Annotated in this window: 11 protein-coding genes; 8 read left to right on the forward strand and 3 right to left on the reverse strand. The window is 70.0% G+C overall.

What is annotated here, in order from left to right; all coding sequences use genetic code 11:
• The first annotated feature begins 254 nt into the window (after positions 1–254).
• Both ACIQCZ_RS36540 and ACIQCZ_RS36545 read left to right on the forward strand, forming a co-directional pair.
• A complete protein-coding gene (locus ACIQCZ_RS36540) occupies positions 255–767 on the forward strand; it encodes a pyridoxamine 5'-phosphate oxidase family protein (RefSeq protein WP_402289401.1) in 513 nt (170 codons plus the stop codon).
• A gap of 183 nt (positions 768–950) precedes the next feature.
• On the forward strand, positions 951–1,253 hold the full coding sequence (locus tag ACIQCZ_RS36545; protein WP_402289404.1) for a DUF6191 domain-containing protein: 303 nt from the start codon (positions 951–953) through the stop codon (positions 1,251–1,253).
• 39 nt (positions 1,254–1,292) lie between these two features.
• Here the strand turns inward: ACIQCZ_RS36545 and ACIQCZ_RS36550 are convergent, their stop codons facing one another.
• Together ACIQCZ_RS36550 and ACIQCZ_RS36555 are read right to left on the reverse strand one after the other, a co-directional pair.
• Positions 1,293–2,093: a putative protein N(5)-glutamine methyltransferase gene (locus ACIQCZ_RS36550; RefSeq protein ID WP_402289407.1), complete on the reverse strand. Its 801-nt coding sequence runs from the start codon at positions 2,091–2,093 to the stop codon at positions 1,293–1,295.
• 343 nt (positions 2,094–2,436) lie between these two features.
• A complete protein-coding gene (locus tag ACIQCZ_RS36555; RefSeq protein WP_402289503.1) occupies positions 2,437–3,939 on the reverse strand; it encodes an MDR family MFS transporter in 1,503 nt (500 codons plus the stop codon).
• 148 nt (positions 3,940–4,087) lie between these two features.
• Here ACIQCZ_RS36555 and ACIQCZ_RS36560 point away from each other — a divergent pair, with 148 nt between their 5' ends.
• On the forward strand, positions 4,088–4,678 hold the full coding sequence (locus tag ACIQCZ_RS36560; RefSeq protein ID WP_402289410.1) for a TetR family transcriptional regulator: 591 nt from the start codon (positions 4,088–4,090) through the stop codon (positions 4,676–4,678).
• Between the two features lie 206 nt (positions 4,679–4,884).
• On the opposite strand, the gene glnA is transcribed toward ACIQCZ_RS36560, so the two are convergent.
• Positions 4,885–6,246, reverse strand: a complete 1,362-nt coding sequence (glnA, locus tag ACIQCZ_RS36565; RefSeq protein ID WP_093897617.1) for a type I glutamate--ammonia ligase — start codon at positions 6,244–6,246, stop codon at positions 4,885–4,887.
• A gap of 245 nt (positions 6,247–6,491) precedes the next feature.
• Between glnA and ACIQCZ_RS36570 the strand changes: the two genes are divergently transcribed.
• The 5 genes from ACIQCZ_RS36570 (at position 6,492) to ACIQCZ_RS36590 (ending at position 12,420) form a co-directional block, all read left to right on the forward strand.
• Positions 6,492–7,169: a DUF3105 domain-containing protein gene (locus tag ACIQCZ_RS36570; RefSeq protein WP_402289413.1), complete on the forward strand. Its 678-nt coding sequence runs from the start codon at positions 6,492–6,494 to the stop codon at positions 7,167–7,169.
• Entirely contained in the window at positions 7,166–7,870 is a 705-nt protein-coding gene (locus ACIQCZ_RS36575) for a DUF305 domain-containing protein (RefSeq protein WP_402289416.1), read from the forward strand. The genes ACIQCZ_RS36570 and ACIQCZ_RS36575 overlap by 4 nt, the downstream gene beginning before the upstream one ends.
• Positions 7,871–7,997: 127 nt before the next feature.
• Positions 7,998–8,423 (forward strand): CBS domain-containing protein, encoded by a 426-nt coding sequence (locus ACIQCZ_RS36580; protein WP_376282741.1) that lies wholly within the window; start codon positions 7,998–8,000, stop codon positions 8,421–8,423.
• 404 nt (positions 8,424–8,827) lie between these two features.
• Entirely contained in the window at positions 8,828–10,588 is a 1,761-nt protein-coding gene (locus ACIQCZ_RS36585) for a multicopper oxidase family protein (protein ID WP_402289419.1), read from the forward strand.
• Between the two features lie 77 nt (positions 10,589–10,665).
• Complete coding sequence (locus ACIQCZ_RS36590) at positions 10,666–12,420, forward strand: NAD+ synthase (protein ID WP_402289422.1); 1,755 nt, start codon at positions 10,666–10,668, stop codon at positions 12,418–12,420.
• Positions 12,421–12,490 lie beyond the last annotated feature (70 nt).

Below are 12,490 nucleotides of genomic sequence, written 5' to 3' on the forward strand. Positions count from 1 at the left end.
CTAACGGCCCGGTGCACGATGGAGCGTGGATCACGAAGCGGTGTCATGCGGCTCCGGATCCACGGCGGAGGAGGGAGGCGACGCGGAGCGTCGTCGACCGGCGACGACGCCGGGGGCGAAGCCGCACGGCGCCGGGAGCCCGCTCGCTGTCGTGCACCAGGCCGTAAGGGCTGTCCCGCGCCGATGAATCCGGAGCAGATGCACGGTCCACACTTCGCAGACAGAATGCTTCAAGGATCCGACCGGGAGGCCGCATGTCCACATTCGAACCCGTCGCCGAGCTGGATGCCCGCTACAGCGCCGAAGGGGCGACGGCGGGCTCGTGGCCGGCGGCGGAGTCACTGCTGACCGGCGCGGAGATCTACTGGCTGAGCACGGTCCGGCCGGACGGCCGCCCGCATGTCACCCCGCTCATCGGGGTGTGGTCACAGGGCGCGCTGTACTTCAGCACGGGGGCGTCGGAACGCAAGGGCCTGAATCTGGCCGCCAACCCGGAGGTGGTGCTGACGACCGGCGACAACACCCTTTCGGAGGGGTTCGACGTGGTGGTCGAGGGCCGGGCGGAGCGGGTGACGGACGAGGACCGGCTGAACCGGCTGGCCGCGGCCTGGGAGTCGAAGTACGGCCCGCAATGGCACTTCGACGTCCAGGACGGCACGTTCCGGCACGCGGGCCATGAGGCGCTGGTGTTCGAGGTGTCGCCGCGTACGGTCTTCGGCTTCGGCAAGGGCCCCGTGTTCAGCCAGACGCGGTGGCGGTTCGGCTGAACGGCGTGATGGCGCGTACCCGGCTCGTCGTACGGCGGCGGGAACGGCCCTCCGGCACCCGGCGTTGAGAACGGCCCTCCGGCACCCGGCGGCGGGAACGGCCCTCCGGCGCCCGGCGGCGGGAACGGCCCTCCGGCGCCCGGCGTTGGGACGGGCATGGTGATGATGTCGAGTCTCTTGGTCATGGCCGTGCTGGTGATGGTGCCGTTCCTGCTGGCCTCGGCCCGCTACGCCGTCGTCCGTACCGGCCGGCCCGACCGGTTGCGACGCGTCCTCGCCGCCCGCACGCCTCGTCATGGCCTGGGTGTGGGGGCCTCTGTCGCCGATGAGCTGCACGCGTTCCTCAACTCGGCCAAGCGTGTGGAGATCGAGCACCGGGTGGAGGAACAGGTCCTGAAGGACGACGCGTTGGACGGCGCGCCGCCCCGCATGGGAATCGACCTGGACGCCGGGACGGCGGTGGTCCGGCGGTTGCCGGGTTCCTGAGCCCGGACCGGACCGGGCCGCCTCGGCGTCCGTCCTCGCTCAGTTCCCGGACGACTCGGGCCGGGTCGCGATGACGACGGTGGCGTACAGCTCGTCGGAGGTGACCACACGCGGGATCAGACCGCTGCGGGCGACGGTCTCCTCGGCCTGTGCCGCCTGCCGCTCGCTCGTCTCGACCAGCAGATGCCCGCCCGGCGCCAGCCACCGCGGCGCCTCGGCGGTGACCCGTCGCAGGACGTCGAGGCCGTCCGCGCCCCCGTCGAGTGCGACGCGCGGCTCATGGATACGTGCCTCCGGGGGAAGCAGTTCGACATCGTCCGTCGGTACGTACGGCACATTGGCGAGCAGGATCTCCACCCGGCCGCGCAACGAGCCGGGAAGCGGATCGAAGAGGTCGCCCTCGTAGACCCGGCCCGCGCCACCGACGTTGCGGCGGGCGCACCGTACGGCGGCCGGTGCGACATCGGCGGCGTGCAGTTCGATCCGGTCCAGCGTCGCGGCGAGCGCGGCGCCGAGGGCTCCGGAGCCGCAGCAGAGGTCGACGACGACCGCCCCCGGACCGGCGAGGGCGACGGCCTGCCCCACCAGGAACTCGGTGCGGCGGCGGGGTACGAAGACACCGGGGTCCACGGCGATCCGCAGACCACCGAACTCGGCCCAGCCGAGGACGTGTTCCAGAGGAAGACCGGCGACCCGCCGCTCGACCATGGCCGCGAGTCCGGCGGGGTCGGCGGCCGTGGAGACGATCAACTCCGCCTCGTCCTCGGCGAATACGCAGCCGGCGGCGCGGAGGGTGGTGACGATGGAGGAGACGGTGAGCGGTGACGCGGAAACCGACATGAAGCGCAGCCTTTCGGGAAGCCGATGGGCGCTCCGCGGTCGATTATGTCGGGTCGACCGTGCGATCGTGCGGGATGAGCACCCAGCCTGATACAGCGGTAATGGGGCTCACCTCCTTGGTCGGTCCCGTGTTCGGGATGGGTCACACTACCTCAGCCGCGGCGCCGGTGGAGGTCACCTCGCACGAAGCGGCCGTCCCGGGCCCGTCCTCGGCGTGTACGGCGCGCACGGCCGTGCCCCGCGCCGTCAGGACGCGGGGCACGGTACGGGAACCGGCCGGGCAGGACCGACCACGGGTCCACGCAGATCGGCTGCGGATCAACACTGGATCGGTGGGAACCTGCTACAGGTCGACGCTGTCGCGCAGCTTCGTCGGCGTCAGGAACAGCGCGGCGATCACACCGATCACCGCGATGCCCGCCGAGATCAGGAAGATGGTGCCGGTCGCGTCACCGTACGCAGCACGCACCACCTCCTGGATCTGCGGCGGCATCGCGTCCATGTTCAGCGTGGAGCCGCCGCCCGAGGACGAGACCGCCGGGTCGACGCCGAGCTTCGCCAGGCCGTCGGTGATCTTCGTGGCGACCTGGTTGGCGAGCACCGCACCCAGCACCGAGACTCCGATCGTGCCGCCGAGCGAGCGGAAGAAGGTGATCGCGCCACTGGCCGCGCCGAGTTCGCCGAGCGGGACGGTGTTCTGCAGCACCAGGACCAGGTTCTGCATCGACATGCCGACACCGATGCCGACCGCGAGCATGCCGATCGAGACGAGGACCAGTGAGGTCTCGTGGTCGATGGTGGACAGGCCCAAAAAGCCCAGGGTGAGGACGACGACGCCGGTGATGATGTACGGCTTCACCTTGCCGGTCCTGGAGACCAGGCGTCCGGCGACGGTGGAGGAGACCAGCACGCCGAACATCAGCGGAATGGTGAGGAGTCCGGCCTCGGTCGGTGAGTAGCCGCGGCCGATCTGGAAGTACTGGCCGAGGAAGACCGCGCCGCCGAACATCGCCATGCCGACCGCGAGGCTCGCGACGATGGCGAGCGCGGGGTCGCGGCGGCGTACGACGTGGAGCGGGACGACGGGCTCCTTGACCCGGCTCTCGACCACGACGGCCGCGATCAGGATCAGGGCACTGGCGCCGACCATGACGACGGTCTGCCAGGACAGCCAGTCGAAGTCGTTGCCGACGAAGGTGACCCAGAGCAGCAGCAGGCTGACGCCGCCGGCGATGAGCGAGGCACCCAGGTAGTCGACCTTCGTCTCCGGGCGGCGCACCTCGGCGAGATGCAGGGTGCGGGTGAGCATCACGAAGGCGATCAGTGTGAACGGTACGGCGATGAAGAAGCACCAGCGCCAGCCGAGCCACGAGGTGTCGGTGATGAAGCCGCCCAGGAGCGGTCCGCCGACGGTGGCGACGGCCATGACGCCGCCCAGGTAGCCGTTGTAGCGGCCGCGTTCCTTGGGGCTGATCATCGCGGCGATGATCACCTGGACGAGCACCTGGAGCGCGCCCATGCCGAGTCCCTGCACGGCGCGGAAGGCGATCAACTGCCCGGTGGACTGGGCGAATCCGCAGGCGATCGACGCGATGACGAAGATGCCGATGGATATCTGGAGCAGCAGCTTCTTGCTGAACAGGTCGGCGAGCTTGCCCCAGATCGGGGTGGAGGCCGTGGAGGCCAGCAGGGTCGCGGTGACGACCCAGGTGTACTGCGACTGGGTGCCGTTCAGCGATCCGATGATCTTCGGCAGCGCCACCGAGACCACCGTGCTGCTGATCATGGCCACGAACAGCACGATCAGCAGCCCGCTCAGCGCCCGCAGCACATGACGGTGATCCATCGGCGCGACCTCGGTCGGCGCGGCCGTTTGTGCGCTCACGCGCAACCTCCGGAAGGTTCGAACAGGGGCAGGAAAGGCTTCACCATACATGCTCACTGGGCAATTTTGCTCACTGGGCAATTATGCCCGTCGGGGCGATACTGAACCCATGGAGAGCTCTGTGGGACTGCGGGAACGCAAGAAGGAAGCCACGCGGCAGGCCGTGCACGAGGCGACGCTGCGGCTGACCGTCGAGCACGGCTTCGACCACGTCACGGTGGAGGCCGTCGCGGACGCGGCCGGGATCTCCCGCAGAACGTTCTCCAACTACTTCACGGGCAAGGAGGACGCCCTCCTGTACGGCGAGGAGCAGCAGATAAGGGCCCTCGTCCAGGCCGTACGCGACCGCCCCGCCGAGGAGAGCGCGTGGACCGCGCTGCGGGCGGCCATGACACAGTTCGCCGATCGGGTCGCACCGCCGGAGCGCGAGTGGGCCCTGCGGACCAGGCTGGCGATGCGGCACCCCTCGCTGCTCGCCCGGCAACTGGCCAACCACGCGGCCCTGGAAAGGGACTTGGCCGACGCCATAACGGTGCGCCGGGGCCCGACGGAGAAGGCGGTCCGCCCCCTGGTCCTGGCCGCGGCGTTCCTGTCCTCGCTGCGGATCGCCATGCGCATGTGGATCGAGGAGGACCTGGCCCGGGAGCCCGCCGAGGTGATCGACGAGATCCTGGACGAGATGGGCTGCCGGTTCGACTGAGCGAGAAGAGGGCGTGGGTACGGGTCCATGCGACCCGTGGCTCTCGCTTCGGACCTGAACACGCCCCGCACCGAGCGGTTGCGGACAGCATGCGCGAAGCCGCCGACCGGGTACCGGGCGGCCCAGGGACGGCCCAGGACGTCCAGAACGGCTCGGGCCGACGGTGTGACACCGTCGGCCCGAGCCGTTCTCTCTTCGAACCGCGCCTACAGCACCGGCAGCAGGGCCTTCAGCTCGAAGGCGGTGACCTCGCTGCGGTACTCCTCCCACTCCTGCTTCTTGTTGCGCAGGAAGAAGTCGAAGACGTGCTCGCCGAGCGTCTCGGCGACCAGTTCGCTCTTCTCCATCAGAGAGATCGCCTCGCCCAGGTTCTGCGGCAGGGGCTCGATGCCCATCGCGCGGCGCTCCGCGTCGGACAGCGCCCAGACGTCGTCGTCGGCACCGGCCGGGAGTTCGTAGCCCTCCTCTATGCCCTTGAGTCCCGCGGCGAGCAGCACCGCGTACGTCAGGTAGGGGTTGGCGCCGGAGTCGATGGAGCGGACCTCGACGCGCGCCGAACCGGTCTTGCCGGGCTTGTACATGGGGACGCGGATGAGGGCGGAGCGGTTGTTGTGGCCCCAGCAGATGTACGAGGGGGCCTCGCCGCCGGCGCCCGCGGCGCGGGAGGAGCCGCCCCAGATGCGCTTGTAGGAGTTGACCCACTGGTTCGTCACGGCGGAGATCTCCGCGGCGTGGGTGAGCAGGCCGGCGATGAAGGAGCGGCCGACCTTGGACAGCTGGTACTCGGCGCCCGACTCGTAGAAGGCGTTGCGGTCGCCCTCGAAGAGGGAGAGGTGGGTGTGCATGCCCGAGCCGGGGTACTCGGAGAACGGCTTCGGCATGAACGTCGCCTGCACGCCCTGCTCCAGCGCGACCTGCTTCATCACCAGGCGGAAGGTCATGATGTTGTCGGCGGTGGAGAGCGCGTCCGCGTACCGCAGGTCGATCTCCTGCTGGCCGGGGGCGCCCTCGTGGTGGCTGAACTCGACCGAGATGCCCATGGATTCGAGCATGGTGATCGCCTGGCGGCGGAAGTCCATGCCGACGTTCTGCGGGGTGTGGTCGAAGTAGCCGGAGCTGTCCGCGGGGGTGGGGCGGCTGCCGTCCACCGGCTTGTCCTTCAGCAGGAAGAACTCGATCTCCGGGTGGGTGTAGAAGGTGAAGCCCAGGTCGGAGGTCTTGGCGAGGATGCGTTTGAGGACGTAGCGGGGGTCGGCGAAGGACGGCGAGCCGTCGGGCATCAGGATGTCGCAGAACATCCGGGCCGTGCCGGGGGCCTCCGCGCGCCACGGCAGGATCTGGAACGTCCCCGGGTCCGGCTTGGCGATCATGTCGGACTCGTACACCCGGGCGAAGCCCTCGATGGCCGAGCCGTCGAAGCCGATGCCCTCGTCAAACGCCTGTTCCAGTTCGGCGGGGGCCACGGCAACGGATTTGAGGTAGCCGAGGACATCGGTGAACCACAGCCGTACGAAGCGGATGTCGCGCTCCTCAAGCGTTCTGAGGACGAATTCCTGCTGCTTGTCCATAGCTACATCCTTGCAGTTCAGACGGTCCGTGCACCACCACCCGGGGTAGGGGAGGAACTCCAGTATCACGACCCGGGATTTCACCCAGATTACGCACACGACGTGAGATGGAGCACCCGGCCACCCACTACGATCGGCGCCCATGGTGCGCACGGGGTGGAGCGGCTTCGCGACCGCCCGGTGCACGCCGGTTCTCCCGACCGATTCCTGTCACTTCCCGCCCCTTCGCAGAAGGACCCGACGCCATGAGCTTCGACCGCAGGACCCGTATGGAGCAGATGCACAACGCCGACCGCGCCCGCGAGCGCCGCAACCGTGTCCTGGCCATAAGCCTGAGCGTCCTCGTCGTCGTGGGGCTGGTCGGCTTCGGCTCGTACATGGTGCTGGACAAGTCCGAGGCGTCGGAGAAGAAGCCGGACGTCCGGGCCGAGGACGCCAAGGCGCCCTCGACGGACCGGCAGAAGCCGGCCGACGGGCCGATCGAGGGCCTGAAGACGTGGGACGCCGAGAAGCTGACCCGCAACCACGTCACGACGCCCGTCACGTACCCGATGAAGCCCCCGGTCGGCGGTGACCACAACCCCGTATGGATGAACTGCGACGGCGAGGTCTACCAGAAGGCGATCCCCGACGTGAACGCCGTGCACTCGCTGGAGCACGGCTCGGTGTGGGTGACGTACACGGACAAGGCCTCCGACACCGATGTGGCGAAGCTCGCCGAACGCGTCGGCCGGACGCCGTACTCGCTGATGAGCCCGTACAAGGACCAGGCCGGGACGATCATGCTGAGTGCCTGGGGCAATCAGGTCACGGTGGACGGCGCCGACGACCCGCGGGTCGGCCAGTTCTTCGCCGCGTTCGTGCAGGGGCCGCAGACCCCCGAGCCCGGCGCGCCGTGCACGGGCGGGCTGGGGACCCGGTGACCGCTGTACGGCGTGGCCGGCGCGTCGAGTGGGTGGCGGGCTCCGCCGTCGGGCTCGCGCTGTTGTTCGCGGGGGTGGCGACGGTCGCCTCCGCGCGGGACGACGGTGCGGGCCATGCCGCCGCCCCCGCCCCGCGCACGCCCGCGGTGGACTCGGCGGACGCCGGCTTCGCCCGCGACATGGCGGTCCACCATCAACAGGCCGTGGAGATGTCCTTCATCGTGCGTGACCGCACGCGTGACGAGGAGGTGCGCCGCCTCGCGTACGACATCGCCAATACGCAGGCCAACCAGCGGGGCATGCTGCTCGGCTGGCTGGACCTGTGGGAGCTGCCGAAGGCGGCCGCCGGGCAGGAACCGATGGCCTGGATGGCGGCCGGCGGGCACGAGGGACACGGCATGGCGGGGATGGAGGGCACGGGGACGCACCACGCGCACGACGGCTCCCTGATGCCCGGCATGGCCACCAGGACCGAGCTGGACCGGCTCCGCAGGGCGAGCGGCACAAGTACCGAGGTCCTGTATCTCCAGCTGATGACCGACCACCACAAGGGCGGCATCGACATGGCTCGCGGCTGCGCCCGGCTGTGCACGGTGAAGGTGGAGAAGCGCCTGGCCCAGGGGATGGCCGACGCCCAGCAGTCCGAGCTGGACACGATGGCGCGGATGCTGGCGGCACGAGGGGCGAAGCCCCGGTCCTGAAGGATTCCCTCCGAGCCACAGATGCACCCGAATGGGCGATAGCGGTCGCGTCCGCCGAACGGGCCGATGACGATGGGTTCGCTCGGGGTCGTACAGCATGCCCGACGGCACGCAGGAGGAATCCCTCATGACCACCGCCAAGGACATCATGCACACCGGGGCCACATGGATCCCCGCGCACGAGACTCTCGACCGCGCCGCACAGCTGATGCGCGACCACAAGGTGGGCGCGCTGCCCATCTCGGCCCACGGCGAGGAGGACCGGATGATCGGCATCCTCACGGACCGCGACATCGTGGTCGGCTGTGTGGCGATGGGACACGATCCGTCGAGGATGACCGCGGGCGACCTCGCCCACGGCACCCCGCGCTGGATCGACGCGGGGGCGGGCGTGGAGAAGGTTCTGGAGGAGATGCAGACCCATCGGATCCGCCGGCTTCCGGTGGTCGAGAACAAGAAGCTGATCGGCATGATCAGCGAGGCCGATCTGGCGCAGCACCTCTCGGAGGAACAGATCGCCGCCTGGGCGGAGAAGGTCTACGCCCGCGGCTGACGGTTCCGCGAACGCACCGCTCAACGGCCCGGCACCCCTCGTGCGCGAGAGGTACCGGGTCGCTGTGCTGTGCGCCCCGCCGGGCCCTCCAACACTGAGGAGATACGTTTCAGCACTCCGCCGGTGCATCTCCCCGCGCGGCGCATACCCAGCAGGGGTAGGGTGCTCGACATGACACTGAGTGGATGTGCGACATACGGACAGTTGTTTCCGTCCGTCGTGCTGCCCATCGAGGTCGCCCACCTCGCCGCGGGCGGCGCGGCGCCGGTGTCGCCGGTCCCCGGGCCGGACGCCCGGCCGGGCCGGACGCGTCGTGCCTCGTTGTCGGTGCTGCGGATACGGGAGGGGCGCCGCCCCTCCCCCAGCAGACCGTCCACCGACAACACCCCGAGGTGCTCTCCGTCATGCGCACTCCACCCACCCGGCGCGCCGTGCTCGGCGCCGCTGTCGCCACCGCCGGTACGACGGTCCTGGCCGCTTGTTCCGGTGCATCCGAGACGGGCCGCAGCGGCACGAAGGCCGGCGGCGCCGACGCCGACGACACGACCCGCGGCAGCGTGAACCACGGGACCTCCCCACGGGGGAGGTCCACGGGCGAGTACGTCTCCCCCGACGGGGAGGAGGTCGCCGCGGCCGAGGCGAAGCGGCCCTCCGGTCCCTCGCGGAAGATCGACCTCACCGCCACCCCGTCCCGTCTCGATCTGGGCGGCGGGCTCGTCGTCGGCTCCTGGGCCTACGAGGCACGGCTGCCCGGCCGGGAACTCCGGTTCGCGGTGGGCGACAACGTGACGCTCAACCTCGCCAACCACCTTCCGGCCACGACCACCCTGCACTGGCACGGCCTCAACGTGCGCAACGACATGGACGGCGTCCCCGACCTGACCCAGAAGGCGATCAAGCCGGGCGCGGACTTCACGTACCGCTTCAAGGTGCCGCACCCGGGGACGTACTGGTTCCATCCGCACACGGGTGTCCAGCAGGACCGCGGGCTCTACGCGCCGCTGATCGTCGACGATCCGAAGGAGCCCCTCAAGTACGACAAGGAGTGGGTCGTCGTCCTCGACGACTGGGTCGACGGGGTGGACGGCTCCACGCCCGACTCGGTGCTCGACGAGCTGAGCCGGGGCAAGGGCGGCATGGACCACAGCGGCATGGACCACGGCGGCTCGGACCAGGGCGGCTCGGACCACGGCGACATGGACCAGCAGGGCGACATGGACGACAAGGGCGACGCGGGGGACAGCGGACACGGTGGGTCCCCCAAGTCCCCCAAGTCCGCCAAGCGCCGCTCCGGCCCCTCGCGGATCATGACGGACTCCTTCAGCAGACTGCTCGACAGCCACGGAGGCAATGTCGCCTACCCGTACTACCTGATCAACGGCCGCATCGCGAGGTCGCCCTCCTCCTTCTCCGCCAAGCCCGGCGACCGCATCCGGCTGCGCATCATCAACGCGGGCGGCGACACCGCGTTCCGCGTGGCGCTCGGCGGTCACCGCATGACGATCACCCACACCGACGGCTACCCGGTCCGGCACACCACGACGGACGCCCTGCTGCTGGGCATGGGCGAGCGGTACGACGTGATGGTCACCGCCGGGGACGGGGTGTTCCCGCTGACCGCGCTCGCCGAGGGCAAGCGGGCCTCGGCGCTGGCCCTGCTCCGCACCGGAAAGGGCACGGCACCTTCCGCCTCCGTGCGGCCGAAGGAACTGGACGGAAGGCTGGTCGAGGCGGGCGAACTGTCGCCGGACGGGTCCGTGGCGCTGTCCGTCCGCGAGCCCGACCGCACCATCCGGTTCAAACTGACCGGCAACATGAAGGCGTTCGACTGGGCCTTCGACCGCGAGCCGTACAACCCCCGGCGACGCCATCCGGTCAAGGCGGGCGAGCGGGTCAGGCTGGAGTTCTACAACGTCACGACGATGTGGCACCCCATCCATCTGCACGGGCACTCGTTCGGCGTGGTGGGAGCGGCGGGGCCGCAGCACCGGGCCTCCCACCGGCGCGCGGCCACCTGGGCGCGCAAGGACACCGCGATCGTCCGCCCGCACAGCTCGCTGGCCATCGAGTTCGACGCGGACAACCCGGGCCTGTGGATGCTCCACTGCCACAACATCTACCACTCGGACGTGGGCATGATGACGGTCGTCGGCTACCGCCGCTGACCTTCTCCCGGCGGGCCACCTCGCGGGCGCGCGGCCCGCGAGGACATCGCGTCAGTCAGACGATTACACTGGTGCGCGTGCCTCAACTACGCCTCGCACTGAATCAGATCGACTCGACCGTCGGTGATCTCCCCGGCAATGCCGAGGCGATCGTCCACTGGACCCGGCACTCCGCCGAGCAGGGCGCCCATCTGGTGGCGTTCCCCGAGATGATGCTGACCGGCTACCCCGTCGAGGACCTGGCCCTGCGGTCGTCCTTCGTCGAGGCCTCGCGCCAGGCCCTGCGCGCGCTCGCCGCCCGTCTCGAAGCGGAGGGTTTCGGGGAACTGCCGGTCGTCGTCGGTTACCTCGACCGTTCCGGAACGGCCCAGCCGCGCTACGGCCAGCCGGCCGGCGCCCCGCAGAACGCCGCGGCGGTGCTGCACCGCGGACAGGTCGCGCTGACCTTCGCCAAGCACCACCTCCCCAACTACGGCGTCTTCGACGAGTTCCGGTACTTCGTGCCGGGCGACTCGATGCCGGTGGTGCGGGTGCATGGCGTCGATGTGGCGCTCGCGATCTGCGAGGACCTCTGGCAGGACGGCGGCCGGGTGCCGGCCGCGCGGGCCGCGGGCGCCGGGCTGCTGCTGTCGATCAACGCCTCGCCGTACGAGCGGGACAAGGACGACACCCGGCTGGAGCTGGTCCGCAAGCGGGCCCAGGAGGCCGGCTGCACCACCGCGTATCTGGCGATGATCGGCGGCCAGGACGAGCTGGTCTTCGACGGCGACTCGATCGTCGTCGACCGCGACGGCGAAGTGATCGCCCGTGCCCCGCAGTTCGCCGAGGGCTGCGTCGTGCTCGATCTGGACCTGCCGGCCGCCGAGGCCGAGGCGCCGTCGGGCATGGTGAACGACGGGCTGCGGATCGATCGCGTGGTGCTCTCCGAGGAACCCCTCGCGGCCTACGAGCCCGAGCTGGCCGGCGGATACGCGGAGCGGCTCGACGACGACGAGGAGCTGTACTCCGCGCTGGTCGTGGGCCTGCGCGCGTACGCCGCCAAGAACGGCTTCAGCAGTGTGCTGATCGGGCTCTCCGGCGGAATCGACTCGGCGCTGGTCGCGGCCATCGCCTGCGACGCGCTGGGCGCGCAGAACGTGTACGGCATCTCGATGCCGTCGAAGTACTCCTCGGACCACTCCAAGGGCGACGCGGCCGAGCTGGCCCGCCGCACCGGGCTGAACTTCCGCACCGTACCGATCGAGCCGATGTTCGACGCGTACATGGGCTCGCTGGGGCTCACCGGCCTCGCCGAGGAGAACCTGCAGTCCCGGCTGCGCGGCACGATGCTGATGGCCGTCTCCAACCAGGAGGGCCAGATCGTCCTGGCTCCGGGAAACAAGTCCGAACTGGCGGTCGGCTACTCGACGCTGTACGGCGACTCGGTCGGGGCGTACGGCCCGATCAAGGACGTCTACAAGACGTCGATCTTCCGCCTCGCGAAGTGGCGCAACCGCGCCGCCGAGGAGCGCGGGCAGACCCCGCCGATCCCGGAGGCGTCCATCACCAAGCCACCCAGCGCCGAACTGCGGCCGGGCCAGGTCGACACGGACTCGCTGCCCGACTACGACGTACTGGACCGGATCCTGGAGCTGTACGTCGACCGGGACCAGGGTCTGGACGAGATCGTCGCGGCCGGGTTCGACGATGCCCTGGTGACGAAGACGCTGCGGATGGTGGACACGGCGGAGTACAAGCGGCGGCAGTACCCGCCGGGCACGAAGATCTCCCCGAAGGGCTTCGGCAAGGACCGGCGGCTGCCGATCACGAACCGGTGGCGCGAGTCGGGCTGAGCGGTGAGGTACCGGGGCCGTCCTGTCACCGGGCGCCCCCGGATCGGCCCGCCCTCCGGGACCTGACGGG

It is taken from the genome of Streptomyces sp. NPDC093149 (assembly GCF_044754145.1).
GTDB lineage: Bacteria > Actinomycetota > Actinomycetes > Streptomycetales > Streptomycetaceae > Streptomyces.

What these genes read in the sequence shown, in the direction of transcription:
- ACIQCZ_RS36560 (WP_402289410.1), top strand. Translation starts at nt 4,088, where the DNA reads ATGGAGAGCTCTGTGGGACTGCGGGAACGCAAGAAGGAAGCCACGCGG.
- ACIQCZ_RS36585 (WP_402289419.1), top strand. Translation starts at nt 8,828, where the DNA reads ATGCGCACTCCACCCACCCGGCGCGCCGTGCTCGGCGCCGCTGTCGCC.
- ACIQCZ_RS36570 (WP_402289413.1), top strand. Translation starts at nt 6,492, where the DNA reads ATGAGCTTCGACCGCAGGACCCGTATGGAGCAGATGCACAACGCCGAC.
- ACIQCZ_RS36550 (WP_402289407.1), bottom strand. Translation starts at nt 2,093, where the DNA reads ATGTCGGTTTCCGCGTCACCGCTCACCGTCTCCTCCATCGTCACCACC.
- ACIQCZ_RS36545 (WP_402289404.1), top strand. Translation starts at nt 951, where the DNA reads ATGGCCGTGCTGGTGATGGTGCCGTTCCTGCTGGCCTCGGCCCGCTAC.
- ACIQCZ_RS36580 (WP_376282741.1), top strand. Translation starts at nt 7,998, where the DNA reads ATGACCACCGCCAAGGACATCATGCACACCGGGGCCACATGGATCCCC.
- ACIQCZ_RS36540 (WP_402289401.1), top strand. Translation starts at nt 255, where the DNA reads ATGTCCACATTCGAACCCGTCGCCGAGCTGGATGCCCGCTACAGCGCC.
- glnA (WP_093897617.1), bottom strand. Translation starts at nt 6,246, where the DNA reads ATGGACAAGCAGCAGGAATTCGTCCTCAGAACGCTTGAGGAGCGCGAC.
- ACIQCZ_RS36555 (WP_402289503.1), bottom strand. Translation starts at nt 3,939, where the DNA reads ATGGATCACCGTCATGTGCTGCGGGCGCTGAGCGGGCTGCTGATCGTG.